The organism is Rhizobium sp. T1470 (genome assembly GCF_042140505.1).
GTDB classification, from domain to species: domain Bacteria; phylum Pseudomonadota; class Alphaproteobacteria; order Rhizobiales; family Rhizobiaceae; genus Rhizobium; species Rhizobium favelukesii.
The window spans coordinates 671725-689581 of the sequence record NZ_CP148093.1; the positions used below are offsets into that span (position 1 = coordinate 671725).

At 57.0% G+C, this 17857-nt stretch carries 13 protein-coding genes; 1 reads left to right on the top strand and 12 read right to left on the bottom strand.

Going from position 1 to position 17857, the window contains the following annotated elements:
• Window positions 1-19 precede the first annotated feature (19 nt).
• The 12 genes from WGT02_RS33160 to nifH all read right to left on the bottom strand — a co-directional run bounded on the left by WGT02_RS33160 (window position 20) and on the right by nifH (window position 16181).
• Window positions 20-4846, bottom strand: coding sequence for a condensation domain-containing protein (locus WGT02_RS33160; RefSeq protein ID WP_208246267.1), 4827 nt, complete (start codon window positions 4844-4846; stop codon window positions 20-22).
• The gene (locus tag WGT02_RS33165) at window positions 4792-6570 is read right to left on the bottom strand and encodes an amino acid adenylation domain-containing protein (RefSeq protein WP_208246269.1); all 1779 of its coding nucleotides are present in this window, start codon (window positions 6568-6570) and stop codon (window positions 4792-4794) included. The genes WGT02_RS33160 and WGT02_RS33165 overlap by 55 nt, the downstream gene beginning before the upstream one ends.
• Before the next feature lie 825 nt (window positions 6571-7395).
• Entirely contained in the window at window positions 7396-7605 is a 210-nt protein-coding gene (locus tag WGT02_RS33170; RefSeq protein WP_029710422.1) for an exopolysaccharide production repressor protein, read from the bottom strand.
• A gap of 18 nt (window positions 7606-7623) precedes the next feature.
• Window positions 7624-7941 (bottom strand): ferredoxin III, nif-specific, encoded by a 318-nt coding sequence (fdxB, locus tag WGT02_RS33175; RefSeq protein ID WP_024318253.1) that lies wholly within the window; start codon window positions 7939-7941, stop codon window positions 7624-7626.
• Window positions 7938-8141, bottom strand: a complete 204-nt coding sequence (locus WGT02_RS33180; RefSeq protein ID WP_024318252.1) for a CCE_0567 family metalloprotein — start codon at window positions 8139-8141, stop codon at window positions 7938-7940. The genes fdxB and WGT02_RS33180 overlap by 4 nt, the downstream gene beginning before the upstream one ends.
• A gap of 26 nt (window positions 8142-8167) precedes the next feature.
• On the bottom strand, window positions 8168-8653 hold the full coding sequence (locus WGT02_RS33185) for a NifX-associated nitrogen fixation protein (RefSeq protein WP_208246271.1): 486 nt from the start codon (window positions 8651-8653) through the stop codon (window positions 8168-8170).
• Window positions 8654-8657: 4 nt separating this feature from the next.
• Window positions 8658-9155, bottom strand: coding sequence for a nitrogen fixation protein NifX (gene nifX / locus WGT02_RS33190; RefSeq protein ID WP_024318250.1), 498 nt, complete (start codon window positions 9153-9155; stop codon window positions 8658-8660).
• The gene (gene nifN, locus WGT02_RS33195) at window positions 9121-10503 is read right to left on the bottom strand and encodes a nitrogenase iron-molybdenum cofactor biosynthesis protein NifN (protein WP_208246443.1); all 1383 of its coding nucleotides are present in this window, start codon (window positions 10501-10503) and stop codon (window positions 9121-9123) included. The genes nifX and nifN overlap by 35 nt, the downstream gene beginning before the upstream one ends.
• Before the next feature lie 10 nt (window positions 10504-10513).
• Entirely contained in the window at window positions 10514-11980 is a 1467-nt protein-coding gene (gene nifE, locus WGT02_RS33200) for a nitrogenase iron-molybdenum cofactor biosynthesis protein NifE (protein ID WP_208246273.1), read from the bottom strand.
• A 54-nt stretch (window positions 11981-12034) separates the two neighbouring features.
• On the bottom strand, window positions 12035-13576 hold the full coding sequence (gene nifK / locus WGT02_RS33205) for a nitrogenase molybdenum-iron protein subunit beta (RefSeq protein WP_208246275.1): 1542 nt from the start codon (window positions 13574-13576) through the stop codon (window positions 12035-12037).
• A gap of 99 nt (window positions 13577-13675) precedes the next feature.
• On the bottom strand, window positions 13676-15178 hold the full coding sequence (nifD, locus tag WGT02_RS33210) for a nitrogenase molybdenum-iron protein alpha chain (RefSeq protein WP_208246276.1): 1503 nt from the start codon (window positions 15176-15178) through the stop codon (window positions 13676-13678).
• Between the two features lie 109 nt (window positions 15179-15287).
• Window positions 15288-16181 (bottom strand): nitrogenase iron protein, encoded by an 894-nt coding sequence (nifH, locus tag WGT02_RS33215; RefSeq protein WP_024318245.1) that lies wholly within the window; start codon window positions 16179-16181, stop codon window positions 15288-15290.
• A 350-nt stretch (window positions 16182-16531) separates the two neighbouring features.
• On the opposite strand from nifH, the gene WGT02_RS33220 reads away from it, so the two are divergent.
• Window positions 16532-17611 (top strand): IS630 family transposase, encoded by a 1080-nt coding sequence (locus tag WGT02_RS33220; protein ID WP_037069542.1) that lies wholly within the window; start codon window positions 16532-16534, stop codon window positions 17609-17611.
• Window positions 17612-17857 lie beyond the last annotated feature (246 nt).

Here is a 17857-nt window from a genome sequence, read left to right on the forward strand (position 1 = left end):
AATACTAGGGTCCAATAAATCACGTTTGTATATTGCAAATCTCTCGAATGACTTCCGTCAGGTTATTCTGCAAATTAGTCGCAATTGACGTGGCCAATGATCCATCAATGCGGGAATAGTTATGCTGTTGCATTATGCGCAGGCAGCTATTCATTTCGTCGATTGAGTAATCAAGCCAATGGTGTTGATTAAAACTCACGTATTCGCCACACCATAACGGCGCCTCTTGTTGCCCCAAAAAATGGCGACCACGGATGGCCGCTAGAGGAGCACGGAAATTGATCAGAACACTCGGAGTTGGCAATCGCGCCGCGCGTTCCACCACTCTCTCGTCAGGATGAAACGCTTGGAGAGCACGCAGGCCGAGGCCAAGGGCGGGTATCCCACGTCGTTGGGCGGCAACGGAGCGCAATTGCGCCATCGCTGGTTCAGTGCCATCGATCACCAGTGGCATCGGCAAGAGTTCACAGCAGATACCAAGGTTGTTTGATAGGTCGACATCGCCCAAGACAGGGGTGCGCAGGGCCGCAATGTTGTCCACGTAAAGTCCAAGCACTGGCCGATCGCCACCCAATGTCCGCAAAAAGGCCAAAAGAATAAGATCCAGCCCATCTATCCCAGCACGATCGGAAAATCCCAACAGTGCAGCCGTTTCTACTTGAGGAATGCTGAGAAAACGCGTCGCCTGGGATTCACACAACCACAAGAACTCATCGTTGTCCACTTCGCCGGCCCGCAACAACGCCTGCATACGACGCGCGCCGACAGGATCGGATGGCGTTGGATCTCCTCCAGATCGCGCCGCCGCTAGAGCCAGTGGCGAACCGGGGGGCATTAATGCTGCCCACGGTCTGGTTTCCCAGTACTCGAGCTCTTCCTCGGCGCGATCTATCGTATGATTGCGAAGTAGGTTAAGCCATTTGGCTATGCCCGCGTGTCCCGTGAGGGCTGTTGGCCTGACCTCTAGGCCAGCCGCCGCAGTTCTATAGAGTCGTTCCAATTCTCCAATTAACAGGCGAAAACCGAAAGCGTCTGTAAGGAAGTGATGTACGACAATGAATAGCCAACCCCGCTGTGTCTGCGGTTGTCCGCCCTCGAATAGCAACACCTTGAGGAGGGGGGTGCGACCGTCGAATTTGAAAGCATACTGCGCATCTTCTGTTTTTTCTGACACGATCCGCTCCCACGTTTCCGGCAAATCAGCGGGGAGTGTGATCCGCTCTAACGATAGCGGGTCGTCGGCCGGGAGCGTGCGCACCGGCATGCCGTCTGAGCGAACGAGACGGGTTCGAAGTATCGGATGCTCATCACCCAGCCGGACAACGGCTTGCGATAAGAGCGTTCCATCAAGCTCTCCTGCGTTGAACTTCCACAGGCCGTACAAATTGAAGTGCTCACCGTAGCCCATCTGCTGGCTGAAGAAACGCATGGTGGGCGAAAATGGGGGGGCCACGTTCTCAGATTTGACGCGATCCAATGTAGTCTCATTGGGCAGAGCATCATCGTGTGCGTCAATGAGACTCGCCAGATCGGCTAGTCGGGGGTGATTGTAGAGTTCGCCGACGGTGAAGCGCAAGCCGCGAAGGCTGGCGTCAGATACGCATCGCACACTTAGGATCGAAGTTCCCCCAAGAGCGAAGAACTCGTCCTCGGCTGAAACCACATCGCAACCCAGCAGACGCTCCCAAATCTCCGCGAGGGCTGCCTCGGTTGCCGTCTGCGGCCTCCTTCCTTTGCCTTTGCCGGAGGTCATCGCAGTTGGCAATGGTAAGGCGCGACGGTCGAGTTTGCCACCTGGATTGCGAGGTAGTTCATCAATGCGCATAATGCGTGCTGGCACCATGTATGTTGGAAGTATTTCCCGAATGAATGCCAGAAGGTCGGATTCGCCGGGGAAATCGGCAGTGCCGACCACATAGCCCACGAGGACACCACCCCGATCCGGCACGGCATGCAACGCGACCCCGGCATCACTTACGGCGGGGTGCGTGCGGAGCGCATGCGCGACGTCGTCGAGTTCGACACGGTAACCATTCATCTTGACTTGGTCATCGGCGCGACCATGAAGCTCTAGCGTCCCATCCTCCCGGAATCTGGCAAGATCACCGGTCCGGTAGAGCAACTGGCCACCTTTCGTCACATCGAACAGAGTTGTCGATTGCTCAATGTTATCGAGGTATCCAAGACTCAGGCACGCGCCCGTAACGCACAACTCACCCAAGGCGCCACGCGGCATAAGTTGCAGCTTCCTGCCTCGCACGCTCAATTGCACATTTGCAAGCGGCCGACCTATAGGAACGCTACGTGCATCAAGGGGAAATGACTGATCCACTTGGTACCAGGCGGCATTGGAGCTGCACTCGGTCGATCCATAGAAATTGAAAAGGGTTGTGGCTGGAAACGTGAGCGTCCAGCGCTTGGCGAGGTCGGGCGGCAGTGCCTGCGTGCTGCTAACGACCAGCCGAAGCGCGCTTGCCGACGGACCGCCGGTCTCGCGTGCCATGATCAATCCATCCAGAATGGGTGGGGCGGCGAGGAGGTGACTGATCTTATGGTTTTCAAGGACAGACAACAGCCGTTCTGGGACGACAAGCTCCTCTCGTGACAGCAAATAAGCTGGAACCCCCTGCAGCAACGGACCAAAAATTTCCCAGGTGCTTGCGACAAGCGTTGCGGACTTCTGGACCACTGCAACGTCACCGGCAGCGAACGGCAATTCTGACCACATCCAGTGCAAACGGTTCAGGCAAGCCGACGTAGGGACGCGCACCCCTCTCGGTTCCCCGGTCGTTCCTGACGTGAAGACGATGTGCAGGATATCATGAGGCAAGACCGGAAGGGGCAACTCGCCTATCACAGCGGTTCCCGAGAGGGAGTCAAATGAAACCACCTGGCATGGCAAGCCTTCGTAGCATGCCCAGGAAGCATAAACTTCGTTATCAGTCAGCATGACCTTCGGTGATGTTGCCCGTAAGATGCGAACGGCACGAGCTTGCGGCAAGTCGGGCCCTAAGCAGACATATGCGGCGTGTATCTTCACACAAGCAAGGATCGCCACCAGCGTTGCAATCCCTCGATCTGTCGCGATCGCTATTCGATCACCTTCGTGCGCACCCAGGCCAGCTAACCCGTTGGCGACACGATCGACACGGTCGTTCAGTTCAGCGTAGGAAATTCGGCCTTCGTCCCAGAAAAGGGCAATGTGTTCTGGTGTACGTTGCACCTGGGCCTCGAACAGCTCACGTAAGGTTGCCTTGCAACCAAAATCGCGGCTGGTGTCGTTGAAAGACCCAAGAAATCGCAGTTCATTCTCGCTTAATAAGTCGAGAGAACGGAGCGGTGCATCGGGCGCTGCGACACATTGCTTCAACGTGTGTTCCAAATTGCGGAGGATTCGCTCGGCTTGAGGTGCCTCGAAGATCTCCTTGCAATATGTGAGTTGAAGATAGATGCCGTCCCCTTCCTCCTGCGCGTAGAGTGTCAGATCGTACTTCGCGTAGCCCAGCTCCAGTTCACGAACCGTGATGGTCAGTCCGCCGTCTACGTGCACTTCCTCCGGTTGTTCCGAGTACATGTTGAACATGACCTGAAAAACCGGCGAAATGTTGCTGCGTCGTGCAATGTCAAGGCTCTCCAGCATTTGACTGAACGGATAGTCGGCATGTGAAATGGCGCCCGATACGGTTTCCTGTACGACCTTTACAAACCCTGCGAAGGTTTCCGCCTCGGCGACTCTCAGCCGCAGCGGCAGCATGTTGAGGAAGAAGCCAAGGAGCTGCTCAGTGCCGGGGCGCTGCCTAACTACGTGGGGCGCGCCCACTACGACCTCGTCCTGTCCGGCATGTTGCCCCAGCACGATCGCAAACCCTGCCAGAAGCGTCGCGAATAGTGTTGACCGGTTGTCGGCCGCCACCCGACGAAGCGCGGCCGTCAGCCCTGCATCCAATCCCAGCCCTTGGGCCTGGCTGGCATATGTGAGGTGTCGGGGGCGGTCGTGATCGCTCGGCAGCTGGAGGAGCGGCAATTCTCCGCTTAACATCTGCTGCCAGTATGCCCGCTGAACATTGTAGCGTTCAGGGGTGAGATTTCTTGCTTCCCACAGAGCGTAATCGCCGAGGCCAATTTCGGGCCTCGCTGGCAAAGCTGCAGCGCGGCCCACCGTATGACCCTCGTAGAGGAGTCGCAGATCGCGCGCCAACACCGAAAGGGACCACGCGTCCATGATGATCTCATGGGTAGTTAGGTAGAGCTCGTGCCGATCCTCGCTCCTACGAACGAGGGTGGTCCTGAGGAGTGGACCAGTCGACAAATCGAACGGTTGCGCGCTGTGTTGCCCCTGAATTGCCGCGACATGCTCGGCTTGAGCCGTTGAAGGGAACGGCGAGAGATCTTGGTATTCTAGCCGAGCTAACGGCGCGTCGAAGGTCATCAGGGGCTCGCCATCTTTCTCCAGGAATCTCACTCGCAGCGTATCAAAACGGTCGAGCAAACCAGCCCAGGCCGCCTCGAATGCATTACGGTCTAGGGAACCCTCAAGATTCACGACCGTCCGAAGGGTGTAATTTCGTGCCTGTGGGTCGAGCTTCCAGAGGAACCATAGGTGAGTTTGAAGAGCTGTAGGCGGCACCCCTTTCGTCGCCGCCGCAGGAATTCGGACAATAGGAGGCAACTGCGTCTCGTCGCTCTCCTCGATCTTCCGCGCCAACTCCCGGACCGTTGCACAATGAAGTTGGCCCGGTTGTATCTGGCGACCAAAAAGATGGTGAACCCGATTGGCGAGCAACATCATTCTCAACGAATCGCCGCCCAAATCGATGAAGGCGTCGTCGAGGCCGACAGGAGCCACACACAGGATCTGTCCCAAAGATTCGCAAGCCGTCGTTCGATCTCTGATCGTGGCGATACGAAGGCAACATCGGACAGCGGGCGCATTCCATCTGGAATCGGCAGGCGGCCGTAGTCGAGCTTACCGTTAGAGTTGAGCGGGAGCGTGGGCACTTCAAAAATTTGATCCGGGATCATGTACGGCGCCAAGTATCGGCCCAGATGCTCTTGCAGATGTCTCAAAGTGCAGTGATCGCGCAAACCGACGAAGGCAATAAGGCGGGGCGGCACAAGATCTGCATCGAAGGCTGACGCACTTTCATCGCAACTTTCCCACCCAAGCTTTTCACGGGCGGTGAGCTTGGTCCGTCGATGTTGGCTTCGATGCAGACCTAAAGCGCTTCCCGTCACGCCATGGTGGCTGTTGAGAACAGTTTCAATTTCTGCCAATTCTACGCGGTAGCCCCGTACCTTGACCTGGCGATCCGCTCGGCCAAGGCACTCAAGCAAACCCTCGGGCCGCATGCGAGCCAGATCACCGGTCCGATACAAACGGCTGTGGCTCGGCGTGTCGTCGAAGGGATTCGTGACGAAAACCGCCGCAGTACGCTCTGGGTCATTGATGTAACCCTGAGCAACGCCAGCACCGCTTACGCATAGCTCCCCAATTTCTCCTCTCGATGCAAGTTTCACAGGATCACTGTCCGGCGTTACAAGGTAAACACGAAGCCCGGGAATAGGTCGCCCGATCGGTACGTAGGTTTCATCAGCGGCTGGCGGCTGTGTTACCAAGTAGTGCGTGACGCCGTCGCCGCACTCCGTTGGGCCATAATGATTGAGGATGGGAACTTTCGGATAGTGCGTTAGCCATTTGCGACATAGATCGGGTGGCAGCGGTTCGCCAACAGTTGAGATGCAGCGCAGGTTCTCAAACTGAGGTGTGCTCTCGCCTTCTGTGGCGACGAGGTAGGCACGCAAGAGTGATGGCACGAACTGAATTACCGCAATCTTTCGATGGTGCAGAGTTTTCGACAACTGGAGAGGGTCCGCAATGACAGCCGATGGTAAAATGTCGACGCCTCCACCGACCAGCAGAGCTGCCAGGAATTGCCAGAGTGATATGTCGAAGCAGTGGGAAGCGGTTTGAGCAACACGGTCGGTGGCACAAAGGTTGAGATCCGCTATTTTGGCATTGAGGTGGTTGGCCAACGCGGCATGTGTGAGCACCGCTCCCTTCGGTCCGCCGGTGGTTCCGGACGTGAAAATGATATAGGCAGCATCATCCGGCTGCACATCCAAGGATGCTGTGGGCGCGGCGGGCATTGACGTGGCTAGGCCGGCATTGACGACCGAAGCGGCTCCCGCAATTGCCTGTGCAAGCTCCAAATCGTCTGGAGCAGTCACCAGAATGGCGCATTCGCTACGTTCAACCATGCGCTGCAACCGACCTGTCGGGTACGCCGTATCCAGGGGCACGTAAACGGCGCGCAGCCGAAATATCGCTAGCATACAAGCAAGCAGCACTGGGCCACGCGGCATCAACACCGCAACTGCCAGGCCCGGGGTGCAGCCATGAGCGCCAATAGCGGCGGCGAGTCGACCGGTGAGATCGTCCAGTTCGCCATACGTCAGGTAATCTTCGCCCGAATACACGGCGGGACGGTCAGGATATTCTTTTGCCGACTGGGCAAAGCGGGAAACTACTGATTCAAATACTTTTGTAGACGCGGGCTGTAAGCTGTCCATAGGAGTGCGTTTCCAAACTGCATTATCGAAGAAGATTTCCAGTGGTGGCCTGGCGTTCCAGCGCTTGCTCGAGGCCACGCCAAAGCAGGCCGAAGGGCAGCACGGCCGGGCGCTCGGATGAACAGAATGCCCGACAATTGAGTACGCCGTTGAATGGATCGTAGACGCGCCAGTCTCACTCGATTGCGACGCTCAAGATGAGTCTTGCGGAACCGTACATCTTCTGACCTCCTCTTATGTTTGGCCTTGCGACAAAATTCTCTCAATCCATAAGGCTTTGCGGAGGACGTTGCATATACTGCGCCAAGCGAAAACTGCTGTATATTCAATAACATGACTTTAAGAGCACCATGTCGCATGTTCGACATTGTCCAACTTCCGACAAGATTGTGGACGGGTTTGCCTGCCCTTAAGTCCCGCTTGCCAGCGGAACTCTGTTCGCCAACGGCGAGCGAGTGCGTGCGGATTGGCAACGAGGAGTGCAATTTGACGCGTTCGCCGCAACTTTCTCCTAAACCTCGACCGCAGGGGGAGCTGCGGGATTAAAAATTTGTCATCGTTCAGTCCGCGACCTCGAAACAGGCGTTCTTTTCGATGGATGCGGCCTACGGTCCAGCGCTAGTGCTGCGGGCCGTTCCCAGGCCCTGCAAGTCAATATCCCATCATAATCCCGGGAATGGCCAGGCTCACCTGCTCGCAGAACCGTCGCTCTTGGTGTCGACATAATGAAGTTGCGATTGTACTTCCGCCGTGGGAAGCGGCATGCCAGTTCAAATGATTGATGCCGCCCCGCGATGTTGGGGTACCGCCTTCGACGCAAGAAGCTTAACGCTCAGGCCTTTGCACGGTCCTGCGATCACAGCCAGCCCGCCAAACCAGGAAAAGCAGACTTCCGAAATAGGCTAGCTGAAGAAGAAACGAGACAGCCAGTGTCGTGCCAATCGTTCTGCGCACCGATTGGGAGACGCAATAGACCACGAGAGCGTTAGTGCACATGAGCAGCCATAGGATGCGGTGAAAGACTCCGAAGCGCATTACATTCTCCTTCTTCGCTCATTCGGCAATCGTGCCGCTCGCGATGTGAGTTTGGCAGTTTTTTGGACAGACGCGGGCGCAGGCCCCGCATCCGATACAGCGGCCGGGAAAATCCACGACCATGATCACTCGATTGAGCTCGCCATCGAAGTCGTCTTCCTCGCCATTGCAGACACCGAGAATTTCACCTGCATCGTCGATACCGTGAGGATGCATGACCTCCCGTGAGCAGACCTTGAAGCAGCGGCCGCAGCCAATGCACATCAGTTGATCGATGGAAGTTAGATACTCCGGCATCCATCCGGACCCGTCGCGGGTCACGCATGAGCTTGTCATGTTGGATTCTCCAATGCAGCGAGTTCTCTTTTTGCAGCGTCCAACTCAACAAAGGCCTGAAAAGTTTTCTTCGCGACTGCCATGATTTCGGACCAATTGACTGGAAGGTCTTCGGCGAGATCGTGCAATTCCATCTTCGCATTCCCAGCACGCGACTGCAGCTTCCGCACCCTTTTCTTCAATTCTTGAAGTTCTGACATGGTCTCTTTCTCGAACACCGTTTCCATCAAGCCCGCGCCACGTCCGGATAAGCTTCCACGACTGCGACCGCGTCGCTGACTAGCTTCGTACCGGTCTTGGCGCATTTACGAAGCGTATTGAAGCCGAACCGGTGAACGTTGCGTAGGGTCGTCGATAGTAGGACCAACCGCCTGGTCGTTAGCAGCACTCGCCCGAAGCCCTCCTGGTTGATCTCCATCGTCCGCGACACGAATAAGTCTGAGCGCTCCTCGACCGCGAGGCTGACGGCGGCGTAAAAGGTATTAAGCCTCCACAGGACCAGCGGATCGGGATCTCCGATGATCGGGATCGCTCGGCGCTGTTCATATGTCACGGTGAAGTTGGCCAGCAGTTCGGCGTCGCACTTGCCACTCCATAGTCCATAGGAATCTTCAGCTCGGATCAGCCGCACGAGGCATCTAATAAACGGGGCGCCGAAGATCTTGTCGTCATTGACGGTAGGAGTAACCGCAGGATCAGATAACGTTGTCATCATTTCAGTCCTCGTCTTCGAAGCTGGCTTTCCGTCCGACGGCGCCGGCTTCCGCTAACACCTTGCGAAGCCAAGGTGGAGGAGCGTTCCTGAGCATTGTTTGAATGCGCGCCAGCACAGCGTCGATGGATTCAGGCTCCGGCACCTTGATTGGATGGATCTTTGCCGCAATAACCTTGGCTGCCGAAGGGCCGCCGATAGCCAGGCAGAATAAGAGCTGGCAGCCCTTTAACGCTGCCACTTTCGGAGCGATGCGGTCATCACCTTCGGCTCGATGCGTTCCGCTCTCATCGGAAACGTCATCGAACACTACGGCTTCCACGAGACTCCACGCGTCGGGCGTCACGTCATAGATGGCAAATCGTTTAGCCGACCCGAAATGCGCGTTCAGTCCTCTCATGTCTTGAGTGGCGATTGCTACTCGTAATGTGCCGACCTGCCTTTCGGGCCGCTGTTCCTGGAACTCGTCATTGACGAGCGAGAGACGACGAGTTGAGGTCATTTTGCAATTCCCGGCTACAGATTGGATTAGGTGCGCCTGATGTCGGCGGGTGTTGGTTAGCCTGAAAAATGTTGGCAACCTCATAGATCATGTCGCGCGTCCCCTGATAAAGGATTGTAAGCTTGTGCTGACTGCCTAGGCGGTCGAAAATCGGAAAGCCAATACGCATCAGCGGAATGTCGAGACGCTTTGCAGCTTGCCGGCCGTGTGAGTGAGTGACGAGAAGATCTGCCCCCGGGGCGAGGCGTTCCAGGTCACTGAGATCGCCGACCTGGACAGTTTCCGCTGGCACTACTTGCAGTATTTTTGAAGTCCCGGTCGTGGTAACGGCGGCTGTAATTTCCGCACCCAAGCCGGTGAAAAAACCTGCAAACTGATAAAGTTGATCCGGCTCGGAGGCGATTGCGATCTTCTTGCCAGCCAGATGGAAATGTCCATCGAGCATGGCGTCCTGCAAATGCATACGGCTGCGACGGACACTGGCCGGCGCTTGTTCACGCGACATGGCTGTAAGCAGCCAAATAAACCGGTCCGCGTTCTTTAGGCCTGTGAGAGACTCGAACATCACGTACGGGACGCCGGTTAGCCGCTGCAACGCTTCGGCTGGTCGCCGCATCTGCTCGCCGATGGCAATGCACTGCATCGCCCCACCGAGATCGCGAATGTCCTCCACTTTCGTGCCGCCATACGTTGTCGGAATCCAGTGGTCGGGGACGGTGCCATCAAGAGCGCCAGACACATCGGGCAGGATTACCGGTTTGAGCCCGAAGCTCTGGGCCGTCTCGCGCAGATACTCTATGTCGGCAACTGTTATGTTCGAGCCGGGCAGTATCGCGACCTTCCTCGGATCGCGATACTGCGTCCGAGACCGAGTGATTCCCTCGATCATAGCGGTAACGGCTTTGGACCACCCCTCTTCTATCGCACCGTCGAAGTCCGGCGTCCTGGCGAGCACCACTTCAGTACCCGTGAGTTCTGTCGCCCGCTTGCGTTTGATGGTGGCTAGGCCCCCAGCGATATCTTCGTCGCGTGTCTCGACCAGTGCCGTCGTGCAAATCCCGATCAGCCGGGGCTTTGCGCGGGCTTTGAGATTAAGGATGGCCTCTTCGAGGTGATCTGCGCACCCGACGACAATCGCAATTTCATCCATCGCCGTCGTCTGCAACGGGATCGGTTCCTTAAAATGTCTTACGAGCAGCACGAGGGCAAAGCTGGTGCACCCCTGGCTGCCGTGGAACACGGGCATTGCGCCGTTGATGCCAAGAAAGGCGAAGGCAGCGCCCAGCGGCTGAGACGATTTCAGAGGATTAATCGCCGCCGATTTAGTTTGGGGAAGGATGCGGACCATAAATATTACCTCAACAGTCATCACCGGCGGTTTCGCCGGCAAAATTTGATGCACTTGCTGTTCTTTCTTCCAACTTCTCCTCCGTGATCATGGCCTGCTCCCACGGTGCCGGCTCGCGCACCTGCGCCCAGATCGGATTGTGGATTGCGAGGTCGATCTGGCGTGCGAGCTGCACCATGCCGTCGTAACCGGCGTAAGCGTGATGTCGCTCCTGATTGATGTCGAGCCAAGGCATCTTCGCCTTCAGCGCGATAAACTGCGTGCGACCGCCCGACAGCATGATGTCAGCCTTTTGCTCGGACAACATCGAGTAAAGCTCGCGCGGTGCAATCGACTCGTACAGGTGGTTCTCGTCCTTTAGAATCTTCTTGATTCGCTCCTTGTCATCGGCCGTCGATTTCTTGACGGATGTGCCGACGACCTCCATGCCGATTTCCATTAACGATTGGACGACCGACCAGGATTTCACGCCCCCAGTGTTGAGAAGCACGCGCTTGCCTTCGAGCCGGGGCCGGTAGACTTCCAGCCTCTTCCACGCTCTTTCCTCTTCTTCCACGACGATCGCTTCCGTGCGATTGAGGAGCTCGGCATCGGCGCCTTTCATTACGAGCAATTCAGCGATCCGCCGGAGCGCTTCAGAGGTGGCGGAGATGCCGTAGAAGGAGCCCTCGAAGAACGGGATGTCCCAGCGCTCTTCCATCTTGCGAGCGAGATTGATCAGAGCGGTCGAGCACACCATCATAGCTGCACGTGCGCGGTGCGCGGAAGCAACCTGCAGATAGCGCGCGTCGCCTGGAATGCAGGCGCGGACACGGATGCCAAGCCTGTCCAAGAGGGGCTTTACCAGCCAGAATTCGCCGGAGAGGTTGAATTCGCCAATGATATTGATGTCGTGAGGCCCCGTGTCATCCGGCTCTACCGTACCTATGACATAGTCAAGTAACGCCTCCCCGGCGAGTTTGTTACCGAGGTTCTTCGAACCCGCGAACCCCGGCGCATTTACCGGCACCACCGGTATGGCGAACTTTTCCGCCGCGCGCTTACAAACCGCTTCGATGTCGTCACCGATCATCGCCGTAACGCAGGTTGCATAGACGAAGATTGCAGCCGGCGTATAGCCTTCCTTGATCTCGCGGATCGCTTTGAAGAGCTTCCGCTCGCTGTGGCCCATCACTATATCGAGTTCGGTAAGATCGGTGGTGAAACTGGTGCGCCACAGCGTGGGACCAGACGATGCAGCCCCGCGATTGTCCCAGGAATTGCCTTCGCAGGCGAGCGGCGCGTGTATCAGATGCGCGACGTCAGTGATCGGCTGCAGCACAACCTTGGCGCCGTCGAAAGCACAACCGCCGGCTGTCGCTCCAGGAGTCAACGGCTTCGAACAACCCTTTTTGCGCGTCTTGGGGCTCTTGTTGCGATTTCCCTCGCAGGCAGGCTCGTCGAAGACATCTTGGATTTTGACGGTGAGTGAGGACATGCATTGGCCTTCAAGTTCGGTTGGGAGATGGCCGACCTAAGCCGGCCGCCGCTCTTAGCGAGTGAGGTCGTACGAATAATCCGTCACACCCGGCTGCATCGTCTCGCGATCGAGCTTGTCGAAGATCTTGTCGAGGATGGTCGTTAATAGACGTAATCCGCCTTGGTAGCCCATGATGGGAAAGCGGTGGTGGTGATGCCGGTCGAAGATCGGAAACGTCAGCCGAACCAGTGGCGTGCCAGTGTCGCGCTCAAGATACTTGCCATAGGAATTGCCGATCAGCAGATCCACCGGCTCGGTGAAAAGCAGTGAGCGCATTGCCCAGAGATCTTTGCCCGCCCACACCTGTGCATCCTTGCCGAAGGGCGAGGATGCGAACAGTTCCTTCATCTCGGCCTCCCAGGCAGAGGTGCCGTTTGTGGCGAGGCAGTGTGTTGGCTCGCCACCGGTCTCCATGATGAACCGCGCCATGGCGTAAACGAAGTCCGGATCGCCGTAGATCGCGTATTTTTTGCCATGTAGCCAGGACTGGCTGTCCGCCATCGCATCGACCAGTCGTCCGCGCTCCAGGCGGATTGCCTCAGGAATTTCCCTCCTAGAAATCTCCGATATCTTCATCAGCAATTCGTCGGTCGCCGTGACGCCGAGCGGATAGTGAAAGGAAGCCGTCGCTTGTCCGATCTCATTGCAATATTCCAGCGTCTTGCGCGTATTGTAGTGCTGCAGCGACAGTGTCGCCCCCGCGTTCAGCGCCGCTTTCACGTCCTCGATCTTGCTTCCTCCGTCGTACATGCGGAACTCACCGTCGGAAGGGGTATCGAATTGGTCGGAGGCGTCCTGGATGAACACGTAGGTCACCCGCATCATATCGAGCAGGCGCTTTAATTCGCGATTATTACCAACGCAGAAGCCGTCGAAGCCCGGAATGATGTTGATGCAAGCAGCGACTTGCGTGCGCGCCGCGCCCTTCCAGAAATTCTCGAGCACGCCTTTTACCATGCTGTCATAGCCATCGACATGGCTACCGACGAAGGCGGGCGTGTGGGCGAAGGGCAGGTCGAAATCGCGCGGGACGGAGCCCTCGTTTTTTGCATTTTCAATAAAACTGCGCAGGTCATCGCCGATGACCTCTGCCATACAGGTGGTCGAGACCGCGATCATCTTCGGGTCGTAGAGCTTATAGGTATTGGCGAGACCGTCGACCATATTCTTCAATCCGCCAAATACAGCCGCGTCTTCTGTCATGGAAGAAGAGACCGCAGATGACGGTTCCTTGAAATGACGCGACAGGTGCGATCGGTAGTAGGCGACGCAGCCCTGACTGCCGTGGACAAACGACATCGTCCGCTCAAATCCAGCCGCTGCGAAGACCGCGCCGAGCGGCTGGCAGGCCTTGGCAGGGTTCACGACAAGCGCTTCGCGGGCGAGATTTTTTTCGCGATATTCCCAGGTCTTGGTGAACTCGCGTTGACCCGAAACAACCTCGTCCGGGTGTGGACATTCGAAATTCAGCTTCTTCTCGGCAAGCATTTTCCTGTATTCCGGCTCGCAGAACAGAGGAGCGTGATCGAGAACTTTTTCGGCCGATTGCGGCATAGTGGTTACCTTTTTAAATCTGGCCGCGACTTGCGGCGACACAGAAACCTTCGAGATTTTTCAGGTCTCCCGCGACCCCTGCCGCGAGAAACCGGGCTCTCATTCGGCTGCAACTGCCGTTGCAGAGGCCGCCTTTTTTTTCCAGGGCGCGTCGTAGAGGCCCCAGACCGGATTGTTGATTGCGAGATCCATGTCGCGAGCGAAGATGGCGAAGCCGTCATAGCCGTGATAGGGGCCGGAATAATCCCAGGAATGCATCTGACGGAACGGAATGCCCATCTTCTGTACCGGGTATTTCTCCTTGATGCCTGAGCCGACGAGGTCGGGACGAATCCCCTCGATGAACTTCTCCAGTTCGTAACCGGTCACATCGTCGTAGATCAGTGTGCCCTTTTTGACATAGTGGCCGGTGCGCTGATAGTCGTCGCCGTGGCCGAATTCGTAGCCCGTGCCGACGATCTCCATGCCGAGGTCCTCATAGGCGGTGATGACGTGACGGGGGCGCAATCCGCCGACGTAAAGCATCACCCTTTTGCCATCTAGGCGCGGCTGGTACTTCTCGGTCACAGCCTGGACGAACGGCTGGTACTTGGCGATGACCTTCTCAGTCCGATCCTCGATCTCCGGTCCGAAATGCTTTGCTATGCTGCGCAAAGAGGCCTCGATCTGGGACGGACCAAAAAAATTATACTCCATCCAGGGGATGCCGTATTTTTCCTCCATGTGCCGAGAGATGTAATTCATCGACCGATAGCAGTGAATGAGGTTGAGCTTGGCCTTCGGTGCGCGCTCGACTTCGGCGAGCGTGGCATCCCCGGACCAATTGCCGACCACACGCAGCCCGACCTCCTCGAACAGAATGCGGGAGGCCCATGCGTCGCCGCCGATGTTGTAATCACCTATCACATTAACGTCGAAGGGACCGGACTCGAATTCCACCTTCTTCTTGTCGAAGACCCAATCGCGGATCGCGTCGTTGGCGATGTGATGGCCGAGCGATTGCGACACACCACGGAAGCCCTCGCAGCGCACCGGCACAATGGTTTTCTTGTGCTCCTTTGCTTTCTTTCGCGATACAGCCTCGATGTCGTCGCCAATCAGGCCAATTGGGCATTCGGACTGCAAGGTGACGCCGTTATTAAGCGGAAACAGTTCCTCGATCTCATCGATGACCTTCTCCAGCTTTTTGTCGCCACCGAAAACGATGTCCTTCTCCTGGAAGTCGGAGGTGAACTGCATTGTCACGAAGGTGTCGACGCCTGTCAGGCCGACGTAGTAGTTGCGGCGCTGTGACCAGGAATATTGGCCGCAGCCGACCGGCCCATGCGAGATGTGAACCATATCCTTAATCGGTCCCCAAACGACGCCTTTTGAACCGGCATAGGCGCAGCCGCGGATCGTCATCACGCCCGGAACGGACTTAATGTTCGACTTTACGTCGCATTCGGAAACCGCGTTCGCGCCCTCGCTGGATCCCTCTCCGCCCGTTGCGACACCGAGGTGCTTACTGCGGCGCTTCGCCGCTTTGTCGGGATACTGCGACAGCACGTCCTCGATAAGCTTCGCGTGGAAATCACTGTTATTCTCGTAGTCGAGGCTCATTGGGCCTGTCCCCTTTTTAAAGGTTCGGATGAAGCCTCATCAACGAGGCATTGGTGCGTGGAATGGCGCGCTGCGTAAAGCTGCGCGCCGCCCGTGTCGGCAGCGCCTGTTACTGGACGGCTGCCGCCTTCGCTTCCTTGGCGTGAAGCTCGGCAAGCATCTGCTCGTCGGACTTCATGATGCCGAAGTCGAGCAGCATGTCCTCCAGTTCCTCCATGGTGATGGGGGTCGGGACGGTGCCCTGGCCCGAATTTGCATGGATCTTTTCAGCCAGCGCGCGATATTCCGCTGCCTGCTGAGATTCCGGCGCATATTGGATCACCGTCATCTTTCTGAGCTCAGCGTGCTGGACGATGTTATCGCGCGGCACAAAGTGAATGAGCTTGGAATTAAGCCTGGCAGCCAGCGCTTCGGCGAGGTCGAGCTCGCGGTCGGTCTGACGCTCGTTACAAATCAGCCCGCCCAAACGCACGCTGCCGGCGCTGGCATATTTCAGAATACCCCTGGCGATGTTGTTGGCGGCATAGAGGGCCATCATCTCACCAGACATGACGATGTAAATTTCTTGAGCCTTGTTTTCGCGGATAGGCATCGCGAAGCCGCCGCACACCACGTCGCCGAGGACGTCGTAGGAGACGTAGTCGACATTGTCGTAGGCGCCGTTCTCTTCTAGAAAGTTGATCGAGGTGATAACGCCGCGTCCGGCGCAGCCGACGCCTGGCTCGGGACCGCCGGACTCCACGCATTTGATACCTCTGTAGCCAACCTTAAGCACGTCTTCGACCTCGAGGTCTTCCACCGAACCTTCCTTTGCCGCAAGATCCAGAACCGTGTCCTGGGCCTTCGAGTTCAGGATAAGTCGGGTGGAGTCGGCCTTTGGGTCGCAGCCAACGATGAGGATTCTCTGCCCGAGGTCAACAAGAGCGGCGAGCGTATTTTGGGATGTGGTGGACTTGCCAATGCCACCCTTCCCATAGAATGCGATCTGACGCAGAGCTGCCATGCTTTCTTTCCTTCACTTGTTTGAACCAATGCGGTTGTCCCGCGACGTGGATGCCGCCGGCAGCTTCCGCCGCCTCGCCGGAAGTGTTTCAAGAGTCGTGCCAAGCAGCTAGATTGAGGTGGTCAAACAATATTTGCTGCTATTCCAGCTATTTAGACGGTAAAGGGGCGCCGCTTAAGGAAATAAAGCCTTGTCGCGGACCCGACAAAGGTTACGAAGGTGTCATGAGTTGGTTATCACAAGTCAGAACGGCGACGAGTTCGTGCTGGTCTAGGGCGCTAGTGGTTTGATCGAGACAAAAGAGTCCGATTTAGGATTCCAATTTTTGCGCGCATATGCGACGATCTGGCATGCGCACAGGTATCACATTTGAGGTTTCCGCTGACGACCGGGTTCGTCTCAACGCAATCGTTTCGGCGGGCAGTTCGCCGCAAAAGCATGTGTGGCGGGCGAAGTTTATTTTGATGAGCGACGCGGGTCTCGGAACCGTCGCGATCATGGAGGCGACGGGCAAGTCGAAGACCTGCGTCTGGCGTTGGCAGGAGCGCTTTATGACGGAAGGCGTAGACGGCCTTTTGCGCGACAAGAGCCGGCCGCCCGGCACTGCGCCGCTTGAGCTTGACCTTGTCGACCGGGTTGTGGCCCTGACGCAGGAGCCGCCCACGCAGGAAGCCACACACTGGACTGTTCGTGCGATGGCAAAGGCTGTGGGGATTGCGGCATCCTCAGTCGTCAAGATCTGGCACGAGCATGGTCTCGCACCGCATCGGTGGCGCAGCTTCAAACTATCGAACGACAAGGCTTTCGCCGAGAAGCTTCACGATGTGGTCGGTCTCTACGTCTCGCCGCCGGCCCATGCGATTGTCCTTTCCGTCGATGAGAAAAGTCAGATCCAGGCGCTGGATAGGACGCAGCCGGGTCTTCCCATGAAGAAGGGTCGTGCCGGCACGATGACCCATGATTACAAGCGCCACGGCACCACGACACTTTTCGCTGCCCTGAATGTTCTCGACGGCTCCGTCATCGGCCGCAACATGCAGCGCCACCGGCATCAGGAGTTCATCCGCTTCCTCAACACGATTGAGGCTCAGTTGCCGAAGGACAAGGCGGTTCACGTCATCCTGGACAACTACGCCACACACAAACAGCCCAAAGTCCGGGCCTGGTTGGCGCGGCACCCACGCTGGACCTTCCACTTCGTTCCGACATCCTGTTCCTGGTTGAACGCCGTCGAGGGGTTCTTCGCTAAGCTCACCCGGCGACGACTGAAAAACGGTGTCTTCCATTCCGTTGTTGATCTTCAGGCAGCCATCAACCGCTTTATCAAAGAGCACAACGAACAGCCCAAGCCGTTCATCTGGAAGGCAGACCCTGACGACATCATCGCAGCCGTCAGACGAGGGCACCAAGTGTTGGAATCAATCGACTAGCCCCATGCGATCGGGGGACGCCTCCTTTTGGTTGAAATGCAGTTTGTCAGAGGCAATTCGATGAATCTATTCGTTAGGCCGAGCCTCAATGGGTCGTGTGTGACCGTTGAGGCAGTTGGACTGAAGGCTCGACGGCGCGCTTCTCGGATTGTGAGCTGCTTCATCTTTAATCGCGGCGATACTGCGTCAGGAGTGTTGGGATGTGACAGGCATTATTTAGAACAGTGACCGGCACTTCATGCCTAA